17 protein-coding genes are annotated in these 19,667 nt (G+C 49.9%); 14 read left to right on the top strand and 3 right to left on the bottom strand.

The window, feature by feature from the left end; translation table 11 throughout:
* Positions 1–134: 134 nt before the first annotated feature.
* The 3 genes from Q0095_RS05445 to Q0095_RS05435 all read right to left on the bottom strand — a co-directional run bounded on the left by Q0095_RS05445 (position 135) and on the right by Q0095_RS05435 (position 2,597).
* Positions 135–257 carry a hypothetical protein gene (locus Q0095_RS05445; RefSeq protein WP_297882089.1) on the bottom strand — a complete coding sequence of 41 codons (123 nt, stop codon included), beginning with the start codon at positions 255–257 and terminating at the stop codon, positions 135–137.
* A gap of 39 nt (positions 258–296) precedes the next feature.
* Positions 297–1,073 (bottom strand): UDP-N-acetylmuramate dehydrogenase, encoded by a 777-nt coding sequence (locus Q0095_RS05440; RefSeq protein ID WP_297882094.1) that lies wholly within the window; start codon positions 1,071–1,073, stop codon positions 297–299.
* Between the two features lie 627 nt (positions 1,074–1,700).
* A complete protein-coding gene (locus tag Q0095_RS05435; protein WP_297882087.1) occupies positions 1,701–2,597 on the bottom strand; it encodes a menaquinone biosynthesis family protein in 897 nt (298 codons plus the stop codon).
* Positions 2,598–2,887: 290 nt separating this feature from the next.
* Here Q0095_RS05435 and recA point away from each other — a divergent pair, with 290 nt between their 5' ends.
* The 14 genes from recA (at position 2,888) to Q0095_RS05365 (ending at position 19,487) form a co-directional block, all read left to right on the top strand.
* Entirely contained in the window at positions 2,888–3,928 is a 1,041-nt protein-coding gene (gene recA / locus Q0095_RS05430; RefSeq protein ID WP_297882085.1) for a recombinase RecA, read from the top strand.
* A complete protein-coding gene (gene eno, locus Q0095_RS05425; protein WP_297882092.1) occupies positions 3,928–5,178 on the top strand; it encodes a phosphopyruvate hydratase in 1,251 nt (416 codons plus the stop codon). The genes recA and eno overlap by 1 nt, the downstream gene beginning before the upstream one ends.
* 1 nt (position 5,179) lies before the next feature.
* Positions 5,180–6,004, top strand: coding sequence for a hypothetical protein (locus Q0095_RS05420; RefSeq protein ID WP_297882083.1), 825 nt, complete (start codon positions 5,180–5,182; stop codon positions 6,002–6,004).
* Complete coding sequence (locus tag Q0095_RS05415) at positions 6,001–7,176, top strand: hypothetical protein (RefSeq protein ID WP_297882081.1); 1,176 nt, start codon at positions 6,001–6,003, stop codon at positions 7,174–7,176. The genes Q0095_RS05420 and Q0095_RS05415 overlap by 4 nt, the downstream gene beginning before the upstream one ends.
* A 9-nt stretch (positions 7,177–7,185) precedes the next feature.
* Entirely contained in the window at positions 7,186–7,815 is a 630-nt protein-coding gene (locus tag Q0095_RS05410; RefSeq protein WP_297882079.1) for an NAD(P)H-dependent oxidoreductase, read from the top strand.
* 192 nt (positions 7,816–8,007) lie between these two features.
* On the top strand, positions 8,008–9,381 hold the full coding sequence (gene argH, locus Q0095_RS05405) for an argininosuccinate lyase (protein ID WP_297882090.1): 1,374 nt from the start codon (positions 8,008–8,010) through the stop codon (positions 9,379–9,381).
* 732 nt (positions 9,382–10,113) lie between these two features.
* Positions 10,114–10,746, top strand: coding sequence for a uroporphyrinogen-III synthase (locus Q0095_RS05400; protein WP_297882077.1), 633 nt, complete (start codon positions 10,114–10,116; stop codon positions 10,744–10,746).
* 242 nt (positions 10,747–10,988) lie between these two features.
* A complete protein-coding gene (gene purD / locus Q0095_RS05395) occupies positions 10,989–12,245 on the top strand; it encodes a phosphoribosylamine--glycine ligase (RefSeq protein WP_297882075.1) in 1,257 nt (418 codons plus the stop codon).
* Positions 12,242–12,679 (top strand): RDD family protein, encoded by a 438-nt coding sequence (locus tag Q0095_RS05390; RefSeq protein WP_297882073.1) that lies wholly within the window; start codon positions 12,242–12,244, stop codon positions 12,677–12,679. The genes purD and Q0095_RS05390 overlap by 4 nt, the downstream gene beginning before the upstream one ends.
* A complete protein-coding gene (locus Q0095_RS05385) occupies positions 12,666–14,924 on the top strand; it encodes an LPS-assembly protein LptD (RefSeq protein WP_297882071.1) in 2,259 nt (752 codons plus the stop codon). Before Q0095_RS05390 ends, Q0095_RS05385 begins: the two co-directional genes overlap by 14 nt.
* Entirely contained in the window at positions 14,924–15,643 is a 720-nt protein-coding gene (locus tag Q0095_RS05380; RefSeq protein ID WP_297881854.1) for a phosphoribosyltransferase family protein, read from the top strand. Before Q0095_RS05385 ends, Q0095_RS05380 begins: the two co-directional genes overlap by 1 nt.
* Positions 15,627–17,741, top strand: a complete 2,115-nt coding sequence (locus tag Q0095_RS05375; protein WP_297882069.1) for a polyribonucleotide nucleotidyltransferase — start codon at positions 15,627–15,629, stop codon at positions 17,739–17,741. The genes Q0095_RS05380 and Q0095_RS05375 overlap by 17 nt, the downstream gene beginning before the upstream one ends.
* A gap of 21 nt (positions 17,742–17,762) precedes the next feature.
* The gene (locus Q0095_RS05370) at positions 17,763–18,617 is read left to right on the top strand and encodes a universal stress protein (protein WP_297882067.1); all 855 of its coding nucleotides are present in this window, start codon (positions 17,763–17,765) and stop codon (positions 18,615–18,617) included.
* A gap of 402 nt (positions 18,618–19,019) precedes the next feature.
* Positions 19,020–19,487 carry a hypothetical protein gene (locus tag Q0095_RS05365; protein ID WP_297882065.1) on the top strand — a complete coding sequence of 156 codons (468 nt, stop codon included), beginning with the start codon at positions 19,020–19,022 and terminating at the stop codon, positions 19,485–19,487.
* Positions 19,488–19,667: the final 180 nt, after the last annotated feature.

Raw genomic sequence — 19,667 nt, 5'->3', positions numbered from 1 at the left:
AAATAGTGTGAATTTACGCCATTAGCAGATGTGAGCGATCAAGTAGGCGGTTTGCTTGCAAAAGCAAAAGAGTCAAAAGAGTGATAAAATTTAAAAGCTCGGTCAAGCGCCCGAGCAATACCAAAAGATAGGGGTTAAAATATATAGACCGCCACAATAAACGCTCTTAGGCAAAAGCCGCCCAGAAGCACGCCGTATTCGTTATAAACGCAGCTTTTTACCTCCTCGTCGCCGTGCGCACTACGCTCGCTCGTCACGACTGCTCGCTGCTTTAGTCTGCAAAGCCTGCGCTTGAATTATAAAATTTTAACCTCTAGCTCGAGCGCGACGCCGAAGCGCTGCAAAACCCGCTCGTGAGCAAGCTCTATCAGGCTCATCACATCCGCAAAGCTCGCGCCGCCGAAATTTATGATGAAATTGGCGTGCTGCTCGCTAAATTTCGCGCCGCCGATCGCGTGGCCTTTAAGCCCCGCCGCTTCGATCAGCCTGCCCGCGGCGTCATTCGGCGGGTTTTTAAAGCAGCTTCCAAAGCTAGCTCCCTTTGGCTGGTTGGCGCGCTTGGCGGCGAAATCCGCGGCGACTTCGGCATCAAAGCCGCGCGAAATTTTAAACTCGGCGCCTAAAATCGGCTCATCTATCCCGCTTCTTCGGTAGCCGAAGCTTATCCTCTCGCGCTCCACCCAGCCGCGAGCCAGGCGCACGGCAAGCAGGCTATCGCTGATGCTAGCGTCGCTAAGCCCTGCGTTCATTTTGATTAGCCCGCCGAGCTGCCCTGGGATGTTGCGTAAAAACTCAAAGCCGCCGATGTTTTGCTTTTTGGCAAAGTTGTAAATTTGACCCGACTTCGTTGCAGCCCCGATGCTAAGGACATCGCCGCTTAAGCTTATGCGATCGAACTCCTCGCTTAGCATCGCAAGGTGCGGCGGCGCGGGCGAGATGAGCAGATTATTGCCGCCGCCGATGATTGCGCCCCCCGCTATACTCTCAAACTCCGCGAAATCGGCCTCGTCTTTTAAAATTTGCACCGCAAAGCTCCCGCCGATACGCACGGAGGTGTATTTGCTAAAATCCATCTGCTTTGTTTTCAAAATTTTGCCTTTTAAATTTTATTTCTAAATTTCGCGTTTGTCGCTCGCCGCGTATCGTTTTAAAATTTAGCGATACCGCCGCGCCGCAAGGTGCAAAACGCGAACGCTATCTTAAAATTTAACGCTGCTGCTGCGATTAAATTTAGCTCGCTTTCGATACGTTTTCAGCGGCGCGCTACATCGCACGCACAGCTCGCACCCTGCGGCACAAAATACAGCCGCGCGATCTGCCGGCGTGCCGTAAAATTTCATCGCCGCGTAGCACCGAATTTAAAAGCGCAACCGCTATCGTACTGCGACGAATCGCTCTGCGCCACGCGGTTAATTGACGCGCTCGGCGGCAAAATCCGCAGCAAACTCGGCGTCAAATTTGCGCTAAATTTTAAACTCGCTATGCTCCGCGGCTAAATTTCAAAAACTACGGCACAGCACTGCAATGGCAAGAGCGTGATAAAATTCTACTCTGCGCGCCCACTTTTGCGCCGAAGCAAAATTTAGCCAAGTCACACTCTGCTTAAAGACGAGGAATTTAGCCAAAACGCGATTTCATTCCGAGTAAAATTTAACCGAAGCAAGCGCTAAATTTCATCTAAATTTTGATCTCACTAGACCTTACATCGGATTTTGCCCGCCGCAGTCTGCAAAACGGATCTCGTTATATTCGAGCGGGATAAAATTCTCCTGCGCGCTAAGCGGCGCAGGGTAAAATCCGCGCTCGTAACCAAGCTCAAACAGCCTATCCACCGCGCGGATCTGCGCCTGCGAAAGCTCGATCGAGGCTTCGTTGGCATAAAGGCTCAGATATTTTTCGAGCTTTGCATCGTCCACGCGGATGAGATTTCGCTCGAGGAGCATGTGCGACAAAAAGGGCTTATGCGCGGTGGCGATGCGCACACCTTCGGTTAGCACGCGCTCGCACTCGATGGCGTCGGTTATCGGCAGGCTGCGGCGAACCGCCATGCCTCCCAGCGGCAGCGGCAAATTTTCGCCCGCTAGCTCGCTCCAGATATCCCAGATCTCGCGCTCCACGCAAAGCTCGTCCGAAAAGTCCAAAATGCTTTCATGTATCAGCACGCCCGCGTCCGCCTCGCCGCTTAAAACCGTGCCCTCGATTTCTAGGAAATTTTTATAAACTATGCGCGCCTGCGGGTATGCCATGCGAAAAAGCAGGGCGTTTGTCGTGTGCTTGCCGCTTAGCGCGACCTTAAAATTTCGCTTTAAAACCGCACCCTTTTTCTTAACAAGCTTTGGTCCGTAGCCCTCGCCGAAGCTCACCGCCGTGCGCAAAAGCGCGTATTCGTCGCAGATTAGCGGATATAGCGCGAAGCTAATCGCCGTGGCCTCGTAAGTGCCCTTTAGTGCCTCGTCGTTTAGTGTCTGGATATCAAGCGCCGTTGCGCTAAGCTTTAGATTTTTTGAACTCACCCAGCCAAAATCAATCGCCTTATACATAAAAATATCGTCGGCATCGGGCGAGTGAGCGACGTTTATATGCTTAAAAATCTTCAAATTTTATCCTTTTTGCTCCGCTTTAAATTTCGCGCGCGGCGTGATTTCGAAATGTTGTGAAATTATAGTGAAATTTTGCTACAACCCTCATAAAAATGCGGAATTTCTAAAGAAAACGTGAAAAACCAGGCGTGCTTAGAAGTGTAAATTTAATGCTCTCCGCTCGCCCTGCAGAACTTTTTGCGCTCCTTAAAAATTTCAAATTCCAATGCCGCGCCGAATTTGAACGAATAATCAAAAATTCATTTCAAATTTGGTAAAATCAGGTGAATTTATTTTTAAGGAAAAACATGGACGAGGGAAAGAAAAAGACGCTGGATGCGGCGCTAAAATCGATAGACAAAGCTTTCGGCAAGGGCACGCTCGTGCGGCTGGGCGATAAGCAGGTCGAGCCGATAGACGCCATCTCTACGGGCTCTGTGGGGCTTGATATCGCGCTTGGCATCGGCGGCGTGCCGAAAGGACGTATCATCGAGGTTTACGGGCCTGAGAGCTCGGGAAAGACGACGCTTACGCTTCATATCATCGCCGAGTGCCAAAAAGCGGGCGGAATTTGCGCATTCGTAGACGCCGAGCACGCGCTGGACGTCAAATACGCTTCAAATTTAGGCGTCGATACCGACAATCTCTACGTCAGCCAGCCCGACTTCGGCGAGCAGGCTCTTGACATCGTAGAAACCCTAGCAAAAAGCGGTGCGATCGATCTTATCGTCGTAGATAGCGTCGCCGCGCTCACGCCGAAAAACGAGATCGAGGGTGACATGGGCGATCAGCACGTGGGACTTCAGGCGCGACTTATGAGCCAAGCGCTACGCAAACTCGCGGGCGTCGTGCATAAGATGAATACGACGGTGATTTTTATCAATCAGATCCGTATGAAGATCGGCGCGATGGGCTACGGCACGCCTGAGACGACGACCGGCGGCAATGCGCTTAAATTTTACGCTTCGGTGCGCATCGATATACGCAAGATTGCTACTTTGAAACAAAACGAAGAGAGCATCGGCAACCGCGCCAAGGTCAAGGTCGTGAAAAATAAGGTGGCACCGCCGTTTAAGATCGCGGAATTTGACATAATGTTCGGCAAGGGCATCAGCAAAGTGGGCGAGCTGATCGATTACGGCGTCAAGCTCGACATCGTCGATAAAAGCGGCGCATGGTTCAGCTATGGCGACACCAAGCTGGGCCAAGGGCGCGAAAATGCTAAAATTTATCTAGAGAATAACCCTGCTGTCGCTGAAGAGATCACGGCAAAGATCCGCGAGCAGATGGGCAGTATGAGCCTAAGTGACGGCAACGAGGATGAAAATTTACAAAGCGGAGATGAATGATGATTTATATCGAAGATGTTTATGCGATAGAGGTACTAGATAGCCGCGGCAACCCGACCGTGAAGACGACCGTGGCTCTAAGCGACGGCACCGTAGCAAGCGCGATAGTCCCAAGCGGCGCAAGCACGGGCAAACGCGAGGCGCTGGAGCTTCGCGATAAAGACGAGAGATACTGCGGCAAGGGCGTGCTAAAGGCTGTTGAAAACGTAAATTCTCAGATCGCAGAGGCTGTGATCGGGCTGGATGCATTCGATCAAAAGGCGCTTGATGACGAGATGAGAGAGCTTGACGGCACCGACAACTACTCAAATTTAGGCGCGAACGCCGTGCTTGGCGTATCTATGGCGGTAGCGCGCGCGGCGGCAAAGAGCCTTGACGTGCCTTTGTATCGCTATCTGGGCGGCGCAAACGCTAGCGTGCTGCCCGTGCCGATGTTTAATATCATCAACGGCGGCGCGCACGCGAACAACAGCGTGGATTTTCAAGAATTTATGATTATGCCGTTTGGATTTGATAAATTTAGCGACGCGCTGCGAGCGGCGACCGAAATTTACCATACACTAAAAGGCCTTCTAAACGCAGCCGGCCACAGCACGGCAGTGGGCGACGAGGGCGGATTTGCGCCGAATTTAAACGATAATGAAGAACCGATCAAACTAATCATGCAGGCCATCGAAAAAGCAGGCTACAAGGCCGGCGAGCAGATCAAGCTAGCCCTTGACGTGGCTGCTAGCGAGCTGTACGAAAACGGCAAATATAAACTAGAGGGCAAGGAATTTAGCAGCGAAGAGCTGATAGAGCGATACGCGCAGCTTTGCGAGAAGTATCCGATATTTTCGATCGAGGACGGCCTAAGCGAGGACGACTGGGCGGGCTGGGCGAAGCTAACGAGCAGGCTTGGCTCTAAAGTGCAGCTCGTGGGCGACGATCTTTTTGTAACGAATGAGAAAATTTTGCGCGAAGGTATCGCCAAAGGCGTAGCTAACGCGATTTTAATAAAACCAAATCAAATCGGCACGGTTAGCCAAACTATGCAGACGATCCGCCTAGCGCAGCGCAAAGGCTACCGCTGCGTCATGAGCCACAGAAGCGGCGAGAGCGAGGATAGCTTTATCGCAGACTTCGCCGTCGCGATGAATACGGGCCAAATCAAAACGGGCGCGACCTCAAGAAGCGAACGCAACGCAAAATACAACCGCTTGCTTGAGATTGAGCGCGAGACGGACGAGTTTTTGGGAAGCCAAATTTAAAATGTTTTTTAAAAAAAAGTCCAAGCGAAGCTTAAAAGGCGCGCAGCGCACCTATGCGGACGGAGCGGATTATACGGACACGCAAGGCAAATATTCAGACGCAGACTTTGACGAGGACGATTTTTTTGACGATGATGAATTTTATAGCGATGAAAATTTTGGCGGAGGCTTTAGCGAGGTAGGGGCTGGCTTCCGCCAAAATCGTAGCGGTGCTTCGCGTGGTATATATGAAACAGGCTCTACCTCTGAAGCCACAAGCAGCAGCTCTAATTTAAGCAGCAAAAGCTCTACTAGAAGCGGAAACTACGAAGGTAGCTCGCAAGCAGACGCGAGCTTTTACGGCGCAGAATTTATTGGGAGCAGCGATTTAAAGAATGCAGAGTTATACGCTAAAGAAAACTGCTTTCCAAACGACGCGGGTTTTGCGGCTCAAAGTGCAGACTACAGCTCTCAAGGCACGGGCTTTGCGGCGCAAGACATAAATTCTGCCACGCAAGGATTTTCTTTTGCGCCGCAAAACGCAGATCCTGCCGCTAAAAAAGCTTTAAAAAAGCGTAAAAATTTAAAAGAACGGCTGAATTTTATCAATCCGTTTTCGCCGCTTAAACAGATTTTTGCAGCTCTTGCGCTGATCGTCTGCGTCGTTTTTGCGGGCATCTTTGTGGGTGACGTGCTATTTGGCAAGCGATCGTTTGAAGTGCTGCGCCAGCTGCAAAAAGAAAAGGCGTTTTTATTCACCGACGTCGAGCGGCTAAAAGAGGAAAACGCTGAGCTGCAAAAGCTTTATTTAGAACGTCGCTCGCTCGATCCGGACCTTAAAAAATGAGAAAAATTTCTTTGCTAATTTTAGGTCTTTGCGCTTTTTTAAACGCTGAGAATTTAAATGGCGCAAATTCAAACGCTACGAAACCCAACATCGTCGTGGTAAAAGAGCAAAATTCTACCAATTTGGCGATTAAAGGGCCAAAGACAGGTGCACAAAGCCCAAACGCTAAAAAGCAAGCTGTAATGAGACCTGAAACATCTAAAAGTCCTATCGCAGCAATGCAAAAAAGCGCCGCAGAAGCAAATTCTAGCGTCAAAACAAGCGTCGCCAAAAAAGCCGTGAATGCGCAGCTCTCGCAGACCGAAAAAAAAGCTCCTGGCCCCAAAGCGGGCATCGGCGCTCCTTTGCAGGTCATTAAAACGGAGCTGAACTCTTCTGCGCAGCCTTCAGTTGCGACGCTTCCGCCTCCTGATGAGTTACCGATCGTGCCAGAAGTAAGCGAGCCAAATTCTACGGTAGCGCAAAATTTTAAGGCGGCACAGAATTCTACAGCTCAAAATTCCACTGCGCAACAAAACGCGCAATCTGCTCCGCAAAATTCCAATCCGGCGCAAAGCTCCGCCGTCACGTCGCAAAATACTCCCGCGCCTAAAAATTTTACGCAGCAAACCTTTGCGCTTCCCTCCGACGCCCTTACGATCGAAAGCTTAATTGTGCGATATAGGGACGACGACGGGGTCCTGCACGAAAAGATCGTTGATGTCAATCGCTCGATTGATTGGCACGATGACTTTGTGCTAAGCGCTAGCGCCAAACCCGCGCTACATAGGGCACTGGACGTCTCGGTTACTTCGACTGATCCAAATTTACAAAAGCAGGCCTCGCAAAGTGGCATCACGCCTAGCTTCGCGCCGCGCCTGGAGCTACCGCTAGAGACGCTTAAATTTGACGACGGATTAAAATTTGTCATCCGCAAAGACAGCGTGCAGCTCATCACCGTAGACGATTTCAAAAGCTCTGACGCAAACGCTTCGGGCGCGCTTGAAGCGGAGTTTTGGCGGCAAGATATCCCGCTTAGCGGCGCGAGCTTTGCTGTAAATATCGGCGGCTTTAGCGACATCAACGTCACCAAAGAGGACGGCTACTACCGCATCGGCGTGCGCTCGCGCGAGGGCAACCTCAGCATCAGGCGCAAAGATGGCGGGTATTTGATTTACAAAAATTCTAATTAAGGAGAGACTATGACACATTTAGAGATTATGAAATTTCGCCACGCATGCAAAATTTTTGACGAGAATAAAAAGATCGGCAAAGCCGATTTCGACGCCATTTTGCAAGCAGGCATCCTAGCACCTAGTTCTACGGGGCTAGAGCAATGGGACTTTTTGGTTGTGCAAAACAAGGCGTTGCGCGAGCAGATCCGCGAAAAATCGTGGAATCAGCCGCAGATCACCTCTTGCTCACATTTGGTCGTGATTTTAGCAAAGATCAAGGACATAAAGCTAGGAAGTGATTATATCGAGCGAATGATTACGCGTAAAAAAGATGAAGCGCCCAAATATATCGGCGACAGGCATAAATTTTATCAAGATTTTTTAAGCGGTTATTTTCACAACGACGATGAGGAGCTATTTAATTGGTCGCACGCGCAGTGCATGTTCGCAGCACTTGCGATGATGAACGAGGCCGCAAGTCGCGGCATCGACAGCTGCCCGATGGAGGGCTTTGATCGCGCAGCGCTAAATGAAATTTTAGGCATCGATTGGAACGATCGCCGCGTGGCGCTACTCGTACCTTTCGGCTACCGCGTAAATCCACAGCCGCAAAAGATCCGCCGCAGCATGGATGACGTAGTAAAGTGGATCGAATAAGCTAGCAAGCGCTTTTGAAGCGCTAAGCTTGAGGCGCAATAAATTCCAAAGTCTAGTGCGAAAGCGTGGCGCGCGCATTTTTAGGAATTTACCGCGCTTTAGCCTTTTTTCTCGCCCGCAAATCTTGTGCGGCGAGATTTAAAATTTTATAAAATCACCGAAAATTTAAACGAAGGAGCGAGCGTGAAAAAAATGTGGGAGGGGCGCTTTAGCGAGGCGAGTTCGGCGCTTTTGGAGGAGTTTAACGCCTCGATCGGCTTTGATAGGGCGCTTTGGCAGGAGGATATCGCAGGCAGCAAGGCGCACGCAAGAATGCTCGGCGCCTGCGGGATTTTAAAGCAGGGCGAGAGCGAAAAGATCGTCGCGGGGCTTGACGCCGTGTTTGAGGAGATAAAAAGCGGTAAATTTGAGTTTAAAACCGCCGACGAGGACATCCATATGGCGGTCGAAAAGCGCCTAAGCGAGCTCATCGGAAGCGATCTTGGCGGCAGGCTGCACACGGCGCGCAGCAGAAACGATCAGGTCGCGCTTGATTTTCGCCTCTACGTGCTTAAAAGCGGCGCTCAGGTTGCCGAAAAGATCCGCGAACTAGTCGCCGCGCTGCGAGATATCGCGAGCGAGCACATGAACACGCTGATGCCCGGCTACACGCACCTTCAGCACGCTCAGCCAGTGAGCCTTGCCTATCATTTGCTAGCTTACGCGTTTATGTTTCGCCGCGACTATGAGCGCTTTGCCAGCTCGCGCGAGCGAAACAACCTCTGTCCGCTGGGCTCGGCTGCGCTTGCGGGCACGCCGCATCCTATAAACCGCGAGTCGGTCGCGCGAGAGCTCGGGTTTGCGGGAGCGACGCCAAACGCGATGGATAGCGTCAGCGACCGCGATTTCGCGCTTGAGATTTTGTTTAACGTAAGCGTGCTGATGACGCATGCGTCGCGCTTGTGCGAGGAGCTAATCTTGTGGAGCTCGCAGGAGTTCGGCTTTGTCACGATCAGCGACGCCTACAGCACGGGCAGCTCGATCATGCCGCAAAAGAAAAACCCCGACGTCGCCGAGCTAATCCGCGGCAAAACGGGGCGCGTAAACGGTAATCTCGTCGCGCTACTAACGGTGATGAAGGGCTTGCCGCTAGCCTACAACAAGGACATGCAAGAGGACAAGGAGGGCGTTTTTGATAGCGTCGCCACCGCGCTTGCGAGCCTTGAAATTTTAAAACAGATGCTAAAAACGGCTAAATTTAACGAGCAAAATATGCTCGCGATGACGAAGCGTGGGCACCTCACGGCGACCGATTTGGCTGATTATCTCGTGCGGGAGAAAAACGTACCCTTTCGCCGGGCGCACTTCATCACGGGCAAGGCCGTGGCGTATGCGGAAAATTTAGGTCTAGATTTGAGCGAGCTAAACGCGCAGCAGCTTGCAAGAGTGGATGAAAGCTTGGACGCGGGTGCGGTTAAATTTCTTGATCTAAACGCTTCTAAGGAGGCGCGTAAGTCGCAAGGTGGCACGGCAAACGAGAGCGTTGCGGTGCAGATTGAAATTTTAAACGGGTGGCTGAAGGGCTAAATTTAAGGAGCCAAATTTGAACGCGCGCGAGCTTTACGAGTATATAGCGGACGAGGACGGGCATTTTTCATTGAGCTCGGCGGGGCGATGAGAACGAAAAAGAGTGCAATAAAAAATAGCATGCTAGCGGAGTTTTTTAAGCGCGAGGATGAAATTTTAAGCGTTTCAAAATTTAAGCGGCAAAATTTTGAAATTTTGTGATCGTGTCTTTAAATTTGAAACTTCGGCGATCTGTGTGGATGCATACACGGGCTAGGCGGGATTAGCGAGCGGCGGCGCGTTAGCTGTGTCCTGAGCGGACCTCGCGACAGTGTTTTTAGGTACTCGCCGTGGGCAATTACTGTGCAAATTAAAAATGGCAGCGCGCCCTAAACTAGCTTTAGAGAGGACGCCTGAGACTATAAAGTTAAATTTAAAGACCGAGTCGGCGCAAAATGGAGTGCTTGGTTACAAATTTAGGCGTGAGATAAAATTTTAAAAAAGCGTGCCGCCACGGGGCTGTTTAAGCGTGGCTAAAAAAGTGCGAGCAGGCTTTGCGGGCAGATTTTAAACGGCGCCGAAAGCGGCTCGGAGCAAAGTTTAATCAGAGCAAATTTGGGCGTTAAGCGGCGTGCACGTAATTGATAGGGCGCGAACGGAATTTAATCAAAGCAAATGAAGCGGCATTTTCTTCGTTTCTGCGCGTCGTGAAGGCGGGGCGAGGCTCAAGCAAATTTAAACATGGAGGGCGTTTTGATATATCTGGTGTCTAATACGAGATTTGATCATCCGCAGGTGAGGCGGCTTGCGGTCTGCGAGATAAAATTTCTCAAATTTAGCCTGCCTGCGCAGACGGGCGCGCTAATTTTTACCTCCAAAAATGCGGTGGCGGCGATAAAATTTAATGAAATTTCGCCTGATTTAGATACGCCCGTTTACGCTATCGGCGAGCCATGCGCTGCGGCTGCGCGCGAGTTTGGATTTCGCGGCATTTATACGGCGCGGCACGGGCACGGAAATGAATTCGCCGCCGAGATCGCACCACTCTTGCAAGGCGCAGACGCGCTGTATCTGCGCGCGAGGCAGACGGTATCGAAACTGGAGCAAATTCTATCTAGCGCCGGCGTGCGGCTGCAAAGCGTGATCGCCTATGAAAATTCCATTCTCAGCCTGCCTGCCGCTGCAAAGCCGCCGCAAGGCAGCACGCTGATTTTTACCTCGCCTAAAAACGTCCGCGGTTTTACCGCAAATTTCGACTGGGACGGGAGCTATAAAGCGATCTGTATCGGTAGGACGACGGCGAGCGTTTTGAGCGAGTTTTGCGAGCCGATAATCTGCGAAAGAATGTCGATAAAATCCTGCGTCGATCTGGCGCTTTTGCCATAGTTTAAGCAAATTTAGACTATAATTTTGCCCAAGCCTGGGTGAAGCGAGAGCGTTTTATATGAGGGTTCAACATATTTGTATAAGCGACGACGTGAGAGGTCCGTGTGACGCGGCTCGGCTCGAGCTTTTTTAAAGTTACGGGTTGCGACCTAGAGATTTTTCCTAGTTGCAAGATTGGCTTTGTTTGAGCCGATTCTTTTTACGCAACGCTCACTTGGGTTTTTTACGTTACGGAGGCTTCATTGAATATCCTAATAATCGGCGGCGGCGGTAGAGAATACGCGATCGGGCTAAGACTTCGCGAGGATAAAAACGTTTTAAATCTGTATTTTGCTCCGGGAAACGGCGCTACAAAGGCGCTCGGTAAAAATTTAGATTTAAAAGATTTTAATGAGCTCGCGCTCTTTGCCAAAAATAACGACGTAGCCCTTACCGTCGTAGGCGCCGAAGAGCCGCTTACAAAAGGCATCGTGGATATTTTCAAAGCGCAAGGCCTTGCAATATTCGGTCCCAGCGCTGCTGCGGCGAAGCTAGAGGGCTCTAAGGTCTATATGAAGGACTTTCTGGCGCGAAATCATATTAAAACCGCAAAATTTCTAAGCAGCGACGATCTCTCCGAAATTTCAAAATTTATCGATACTCTAAACGGCCGCATAGTGGTCAAAGCGGACGGCTTGTGCGCGGGCAAAGGCGTCATCATCGCAAATTCTAAAGATGAAGCTAAAAAAGCCGCCGCGGATATGCTAAGCGGCGAAAGCTTCGGCGAAGCGGGTAAGCGCGTCGTCGTGGAGGAGTTTTTAGAGGGCTTCGAGCTGAGCTTTTTTGCGATTTGCGACGGGGAGAATTTCGTAAGTCTGCCCGTAGCGCAGGATCACAAAAAATTGCTTGACGGCGATCTGGGCCCGAACACCGGCGGTATGGGAGCTTATGCGCCAAGCCCGCTAGCGGATGCCGCGCTGATAAAAAGAGTGCAGAGCGAGATTGTAGCGCCCACGCTAAAAGGGATGAAGCAGCAGGGCGCGCCCTTTTGCGGCGTGCTGTTCGTGGGGCTTATGATCGTGGGCGGCGAGCCTTACGTGCTGGAGTACAACGTCCGCTTCGGCGATCCTGAGTGCGAGGTTTTGATGCCGCTAATTGACGGAAATTTGAGTGAAATTTTATACAACGCCGCCGTAGGCAAGCTAAGCAGCATAAGCTTAAAAGAGCGATTTGCGGTGGGCGTCGTGATGGCTAGCGAGCGCTACCCTTACGGCTCTTCGCAGCCTGAGCCGATCAAGACGGGCGAAATTCCTGCGAGCGCGCATATCTGCTACGCAGGCGTGAGCGAGCGGGAGGGGCAGATTTGCGCTAGCGGCGGGCGCGTTTTGGTAAGCGTGGGCGTCGCGCAGAGCCTAAAGCAGGCGCGCGATGCGGCTTACGCGCTGTGCGAAAATATAAAATTTAGCGGCGCGCAGTATAGGCGCGATATCGCGCACCAAGCCTTAAGAGATAAAATTTGATCGTCGCTCCGCTTAGCAAGCGCGTAATTGCGTTTAGTATCGACGAAGCGGTGAGCGTAACGCTTTTTGTGGTCGTGCTATTTGCTATCGACGAGCCAGAACTTGTCGCAGCGGCGCAGAGCGGAAGCAATCTTGAGGTACAAAAGATCGCGTCAAAATTCATTTTGCATTACGCGATAATAAAATTTTTATATCAGGCGATTTTTGTCTATCTATACGGCGCGACGCTAGGCAAGCTTGCGGTTAAAATTTACTGCGTCCGCGCTGACGGCAGCTCTATGGATATCGCTACTGCAGCGATCCGCGCGGCGGTTAGGTTGATAAGCGAGATGATCTTTTATATGGGATTTTTGGTGGCGCTTTTTACGAACTCGCGTCAGAGCCTGCATGATATGGCTGCGAAAACATTGGTGGTAGAGATTGAAAAAGAGTAAAAAATTTAAAATTCTAGCGCTTAGTTTTAGCGCTCTTTTAGCAAGCAGTGCGAGCGCAAAGGTCCAAGACGTCGAGCTTATAGCAGATAATGTCGAGAAAAACGGCTTTTTGACGGAGGCTAGTGGCAACGTAACGGTGTATTCACAGGACTACTTTATCACCGCCGATCGCGCTACATACGACGAGCAAAACGGCATCATCGAGCTTTTTGGTAACGTCAATGCGATGCGCGGTAGCAGCGAAACTACGCGCGCGCAGCACGTCAAAATCGATCTGAAAAACGACAAGCAGGAAGCCGACGTAAATTTTATGATGGACAAGGACTCCGAGCTTTGGATGCAAAACGACGCCAGCTGCAGCGACAGCGAGTATTACCGCGTGGAGGGCTCCAGCATATCTAGCTGCAACGTTACCGATCCCGATTGGCGCATCAAATTTAGCAGCGGCAAGCTAAATAAAGAGAGCAAATTCCTCCATCTTTTCAATCCGAGATTTTACGTGGGCGACGTGCCGGTGCTCTATCTGCCGTATTTCGGCTTCCCGACCGACCGCACGCGTCGCACGGGCTTGCTGCCTCCCGAGGCGGGCTACATCAGCAAGGAAGGGATTTATTATAAGCAGCCGATCTATTTTGCGCCTTACGACAGCTGGGATTTTCAGCTCGATCCGCAGGTGCGCACGCGCAGGGGCTTTGGCGTATACGGGACATTTCGATTTACGGAGTCGCCGTATTCTTACGGCGAGATTAGAGGAGGAGTTTTCGATAACTTCTCGCGGGCGCAAAAACGCCTCGAATACAAAAACGAGCGCCATCACGGCTTTGAAGTTCAATACGATCGCAGCAAGCTTGCGACCTATCTGCTAGACGGCGATCTGCGCGAAAATTTATGGATCGATTTTACCCAGCTAAACGATCTGGAATATTACGATCTGAAGGAAAAGGGAGGTCTTGGCAACGATGCGGATAATTCGCTCGTAACTTCACGGCTGAATTATTATTTGACCTCAGACGAGCACTATTTTGGCGCTTACGGACGCTACTACATCGATACGAGCAAGCTAAACGCCGATAATACCTTCCGCAACGAAGATACCGTCCAAGAGCTGCCGACGCTGCAATATCATAAATTTAGCAATGATTTGGGACTGCCAAATTTGATCTATTCGCTTGATGCAAAAGCGCGTAATTACACCAGATGGGAGGGCGCGACTGCTCGCCAATACGAGTTTGACGTACCGATTAGTATAAGCACGCCGCTACTGGCGGATTATTTAAATTTCGCCTTTACCGAGCGAGTGTATATGACTAATATCGATTGGCACGATAAATTCTACTACGCAAACGGAGATCTTGACGAGGATAAAAGCACTTTCTACGCTAATCAATACACAGAGCTTTCGCTCTACACCGACGTAGCCAGGGCTTACGATAGCTTATATCATACGATGAGCTGGAGGGCGGATTTTAGAATTCCAAGCTGGCAGCAAGGCGACATCGAGGATAGAATTTTAAAGTATCATCAGTATAAATACGACCTTGCTCGCGGTGCAGTAGATCGTTCGCGGTTGGGTAACTTGCAAGACTCGCTTTATTGGGAGGATAACTTCTTAAGTGAGCTTAGTGACGAATACACTCACGAAAATGCAGCTTTAAGTATGACGCAGTTTTTCTATAATGAAGACGGACGTAAATTCTTACGCCATAGTGTCAAGCAACGATATGACTTCGACGATCACGAGTTCGACGATTTAGAACACCGCATCGATGCATATTTTGCAAATGGGCTAAATATCGGAAACCGCTTTACCTACTCGCATAAATATAAAAGCTTCGATAAGGTCTATACCTACGCCAACTACTCCAACGACGACTTTAGCTTTGGACTTAGTCACGCTTACGAATATGAAAAACTTAGCATGGAGCCTAAACGCTATACGAAAGATAACTACGGCATCGTAAATGCTTCGGTAAATTTACCTAGGAATAATAAAATTTTTGGGCGTTGGGATTACGACTTAGAGCGATCTTATTCTAAAATGTGGCGCGTGGGGCTTTCTCATACGCGCAAGTGTTGGAATTACTCTTTTGTGTATCAAGAGGATATTGAGCCTAAAAATACCAGTACGACGAGCTATAGCAAAGCAAGCAAGGAGCGCGGAATTTACTTTCTCGTAAATTTCTATCCGTTCGGCGGAGTAGGGTATGATTTTTCAGTAGATAGTGAATACGGAAGCGAAAAATAATGACGCCTAGAGCCGAGCTGATGTTTGAAAACCAAATCGACGCTGCGATGAAACTCGCAGAAATTTTACCCGCTACCGTGATCAAAAACGAAAATTTTCTAATAATCGCTCAATCCCTGGAGTCGCTTCCTATCGCAAACCATCTTGCCTTAAAGCTGGGACTTCATTATGAGTTTTTATTCACAGAGCCAGTTTTGGCGCCCAATAATCCGGAATGCGCGATCGCGTGCGTAAGCGAAACCCAAGAGATCGTGATGGTAGATGAGCTCGTGCGAAGCTTCGGCATCAGCCTGGATTACGTTTACGGGCAGGCGAACAGACTTTATGAGGAGAAAATTTTAAAAAACATGTATAAATTTCGCAAGGGCGAGCTTTTGGGAAATTTGGAGAAAAAAAATGTCATCTTGGTAGATGAGGGGTGTGAGAGCGGGCTGACCGCGCTTACTTGCATAAAGACGCTCGTAAGCTTAAACGCCAAAGCGATCTTTTACGCCACGCCCGTTATCGGCAGCGATAATGCAGACGAGATCGCCATGCTAGTAGATGGAATTTATACTGTTCACAAGATCAGAGATTTTGTGAACGTGGATTTTTATTACAAAGAAAAAACGCTCTCAAGCGCGGAGGAGATAATGCAAATTTTAAACAAATGCCCGCTTTATCTGCCGTTTCACGAGACTAACAAAAACAAGGAGAAAATTAATGCAGTGCAAAATTGAAGTAAATGGTAGTACCGAAATTTTCGATATCGACAAAGTTGCGAAACAAGCCGCGGGTGCGGCGCTTTTGCGTGTGAAAAATACCGTCGTGCTCGCTACCGTAGCGCGCGAAGAGACGCAGGTGCAGGAGGACTTTTTGCCCCTTACCGTGCAGTATATCGAAAAGATGTACGCAGCGGGCAGAATTCCCGGAGGCTACATCAAGCGCGAGACCAAGCCGGGTGATTTTGAGACGCTAACGAGCCGCATCATAGACCGCTCGCTGCGCCCGCTCTTTCCAAAGGGCTATGCGTATCCGACGCAGATCGTAGTTTACGTGCTATCGGCAGATCCTGAGGTCGATCTGCAAGTCGTCGCTCTTAATGCGGCGTCTGCGGCGCTATATCTTAGCGACATCCCGATTAAAGCGCCCGTTTGCGGCGTCCGCATAGGCTATCAAAATGGAAATTTCATCCTAAATCCTAGCAACTCCGCGCTTAAAGCTAGCGCGCTTGATCTTTACGTAGCCGGCGTCGGCGATGAGCTTTTGATGATCGAGATGCGCTCTATACCGCAGATTAATGGCGGCGCGCAGCAGATGAATGAATTTGGCGAAGATCTGATGGTGGATGCGATCGATTTTGCCGCAAGGGCGATAAGCGCAGGCTCAAACGCTTACGAAGAGGCCTTTTTGCCGCTTAAAAAGCCGGATGCAAGCCTGGAGTACAAGCCCGAGATCGAGGATGAGGATATCGCGGATTTTATCGATGCGAACTACAAAGACGCCGTCAAAGCGGCGATCAATCAGATGGCAAAGAGCGAGCGTGCTACCGAGCTAAACAGAATCGTAGATCAAATTTTAGCGACCGAGGCCGCGGCGCAAAACGAATGGAGCAAAGAGGTGATCTCTAGCGTCATCGGCAAGTATAAGCGCGGCATCATCCGTACGCAGATCATCGAGGATCGCCGCAGAGCCGATGGACGCGCGCTTGATGAGGTACGCCCGATCAGTATCGAGACAAATATCCTGCCGTGCGCGCACGGAAGCTGCCTATTTACGCGCGGGCAGACGCAGGCTTTAGTCGTCACTACGCTAGGTGGAGATAGCGACGCACAGCTAAGCGACAGCCTAACGCAGCTTGAGCCGATCAGCGATAGATTTATGTTTAACTATAACTTCCCGGGCTTTTGCGTCGGCGAAGCAAGCCCGCTCAAAAGCCCCGGCAGACGCGAGCTGGGACATGGAAATTTAGCCAAAAGAGCGCTATATCCGAGCATCGATCTAAACTCGCCGCAGTCTATCCGCGTGGTGAGTGAAATTTTAGAGAGCAACGGCTCAAGCTCGATGGCTTCGGTTTGCGGCGGCGCGCTATCGCTTCGGGCAGCGGGCGTACCTACGCTTAAGCTCGTTGCGGGCGTCGCGATGGGCTTAATTTTTGAGGGCGACAAGCATGCCGTGCTAACCGACATAATGGGGCTTGAGGATCACGACGGCGATATGGATTTCAAGGTCGCGGGCACCTATGATGGCATCACCGCGCTTCAGATGGATATCAAGCTCGGCGGTATCAGCCTGGAGGTTTTAAAAGAGGCTCTCGCGCAGGCAAAGCAGGCTCGTGCGCATATTTTGGGCCTTATGGAGCAGGCGGATACGGCGATCGTTATAAACGAGGACGTGCTTCCGAAGCTTGAAATTTTTAGCGTCGAGGCGAGCAAAATCCCCGACATCATCGGTCAGGGCGGCAAGGTCATCAAAGAGATCACCGAAAGCTTCGGCGTAAATATTGATCTGGATCGAGAAAAGGGTGAGGTCAAGATTCAAGGTGCCAAAGCTAGCAGCGTATCGGGCGCAAAAGAGAAAATTTTATCGATAGTTTCAAATTCTCGCGATTTTCGTAAGCCGCGCGGTGAACGCAAAGAAGTAAAATTTCAGATCGGCGAGGAGTTTGACGGCGTAGTGCAAAGCGTGCTGGATTTCGGTACCTTCATCTCGCTGCGAGACGGTGTGGACGGGCTACTGCGCGCTAAATTTATCACGACGCCTTATCGTGCGGGCGACATCGTGCACGTGCGCGTGACCGAGCAAAAGGGCTCTAAAATTTCACTGGAATTAGCTTAAAATTTTAACAGGAGCGTAAAGATGCAGCTTAAAAAGATTTTTTTCCCTATCGGTGGCGGCGAGGAGCTGGCAGAGCGCATACACGGAGCGCTGCTCGTGAATAAATTTTTCGGTACGCACATCAATATAATGGCGTGCCAGCTCGATCCTAAGATGATCTACAACGTCCGTATGACGCTAAAAGGCGGCGTACTGATGGAGGAATTTTTAAAATCCGCGGGCGATGAGATGAGAGCCGAGCGCGAGGAGATTAAGGCGATCTTCGACGTCGAATGCGCTAAGCTCGATTTGGATCAAAACGACGACGATCACGTCCCAAATAGCGCCGCTTTGAGGCATATGGTGGGCATCCGCTCCGAGCTGGTCGAGAAATACTCCAAATATTGCGATTTGGTGCTGGTTTCGGTGCCGCCTACGGGCTCTATCACCGGCACGTTCGAGGCGGCGGTCACCAAAAGCGGCAAACCTTGCATCGTCATACCGCGCAAGCTGCAGGAGTTCAAGGCAGATAAAATTTTAGTCTCGCTTACCGGCACTGCAGCCTCTGCGCGAGCGCTCGATAATTGGCTGGAGCTTTTGCAGCGCGCCAAGTCCGTCACCGTCATCACCGCAAACCACTACCTCCAAGAGGGCATCCCCGAAACGAAGCGCCGAATAAGCGATTATTTGGCTCTGCACGACATTAAAATCGACGTTTTCGAGGCACTGAACGTCGAGGGCAAGATCCCGGGGCAGGTGCTGCTAGAGTACGCCGACGCGGGCGATTTCGACCTCATCGTCGCGGGCTTGCATTCAGATAGCGGCATAAAAGAGATTTTTTTAGGCGGCGCGTCGAAATACTTCCTACAAAAGACTAAAATTCCGGTCTTAATGTAGCTTGAGGCTTAGACGCCGTGTCGCGGCATATCGCTTGCACCGCGTCTAAGCTTAATCGGCTTTCGGGTCGGTTCTAATTAGATAGGCGTAAAATCCTTAGCCGTTGCGGCTTTGCTAGCCTGTCTGTAAATCGCGCGGTTTGCTATTTTGCGGATAGGTTGCGATTAATTTTACCGCTAGCTTTGCTGGCAAGCCGCGCTTGCTTTGCCCCGGCTAGAGAGCAAGTATATCTGCGGCGAGCAGAGTTAGCGGTCGCGGCAAGCGCGCCGGTCTATCTTTAAGCGTGCGAGTTTGGAATTCGTTTCTTTACTCGCCATTTTCGGCTGCGTCGCGGAAATCCGCATAAAATTTGCACTTGAAATTTCTGTTTGCACGCTAAATTTTAAATTCCAAGGAGCGCAGATGGCGTTTGAAAATGCAATCATCACCAAAGAGGATGATGAGAAGTATGGATTGAGTGAAATTTACTACAAATATAATCCATACTATGAGACTTTCATTAATGAGTTACGATGGACTATTGATAGGGAGAGAGATTGCTGGGCTTGGTTTCTTTATAGCTTCCCAGGCTATGAACACGACCACGATTACGATACAAAGTCTATTTGGATCTTATATCATAAAGGTGAAATTATAGAGATGATTATAGATCATGAGGTAAATATTAATAGGAAATTAGTTCCAGAGGAATTTCATAGGATTTGGAAACTCCTAGATTTAAAACCAAATCATACTCAAAGTCTTAATAAGCAAGATATTTTGCATTTACTAAAAGAAATTTTAGAGGTATATAGAGATCGTGATTTGTTAGGAGAGGAGCCAAACTACACTATGGAACTACAAGATTTAACCGATTGCGGCGTAAAATAGGGCTTTAAATTTAACTCTATTTCAATCCCGCACCAAATCAAATTTCATAGAATTCTAAAATTTCGCAGAATTTTGAAATTCTAAAATCCTATAATTTCAAAATTTTAAAATTCCCGCCTTAAAATTTTTTACGGAAATCAAAGTAGTAGCAAAACCAACCCGCGGAGTTACCATGCCGGG

It is taken from the genome of uncultured Campylobacter sp., assembly GCF_938045535.1.
Classification (GTDB): domain Bacteria; phylum Campylobacterota; class Campylobacteria; order Campylobacterales; family Campylobacteraceae; genus Campylobacter_B.
This window is presented reverse-complemented; position numbering and strand designations above follow the sequence as displayed.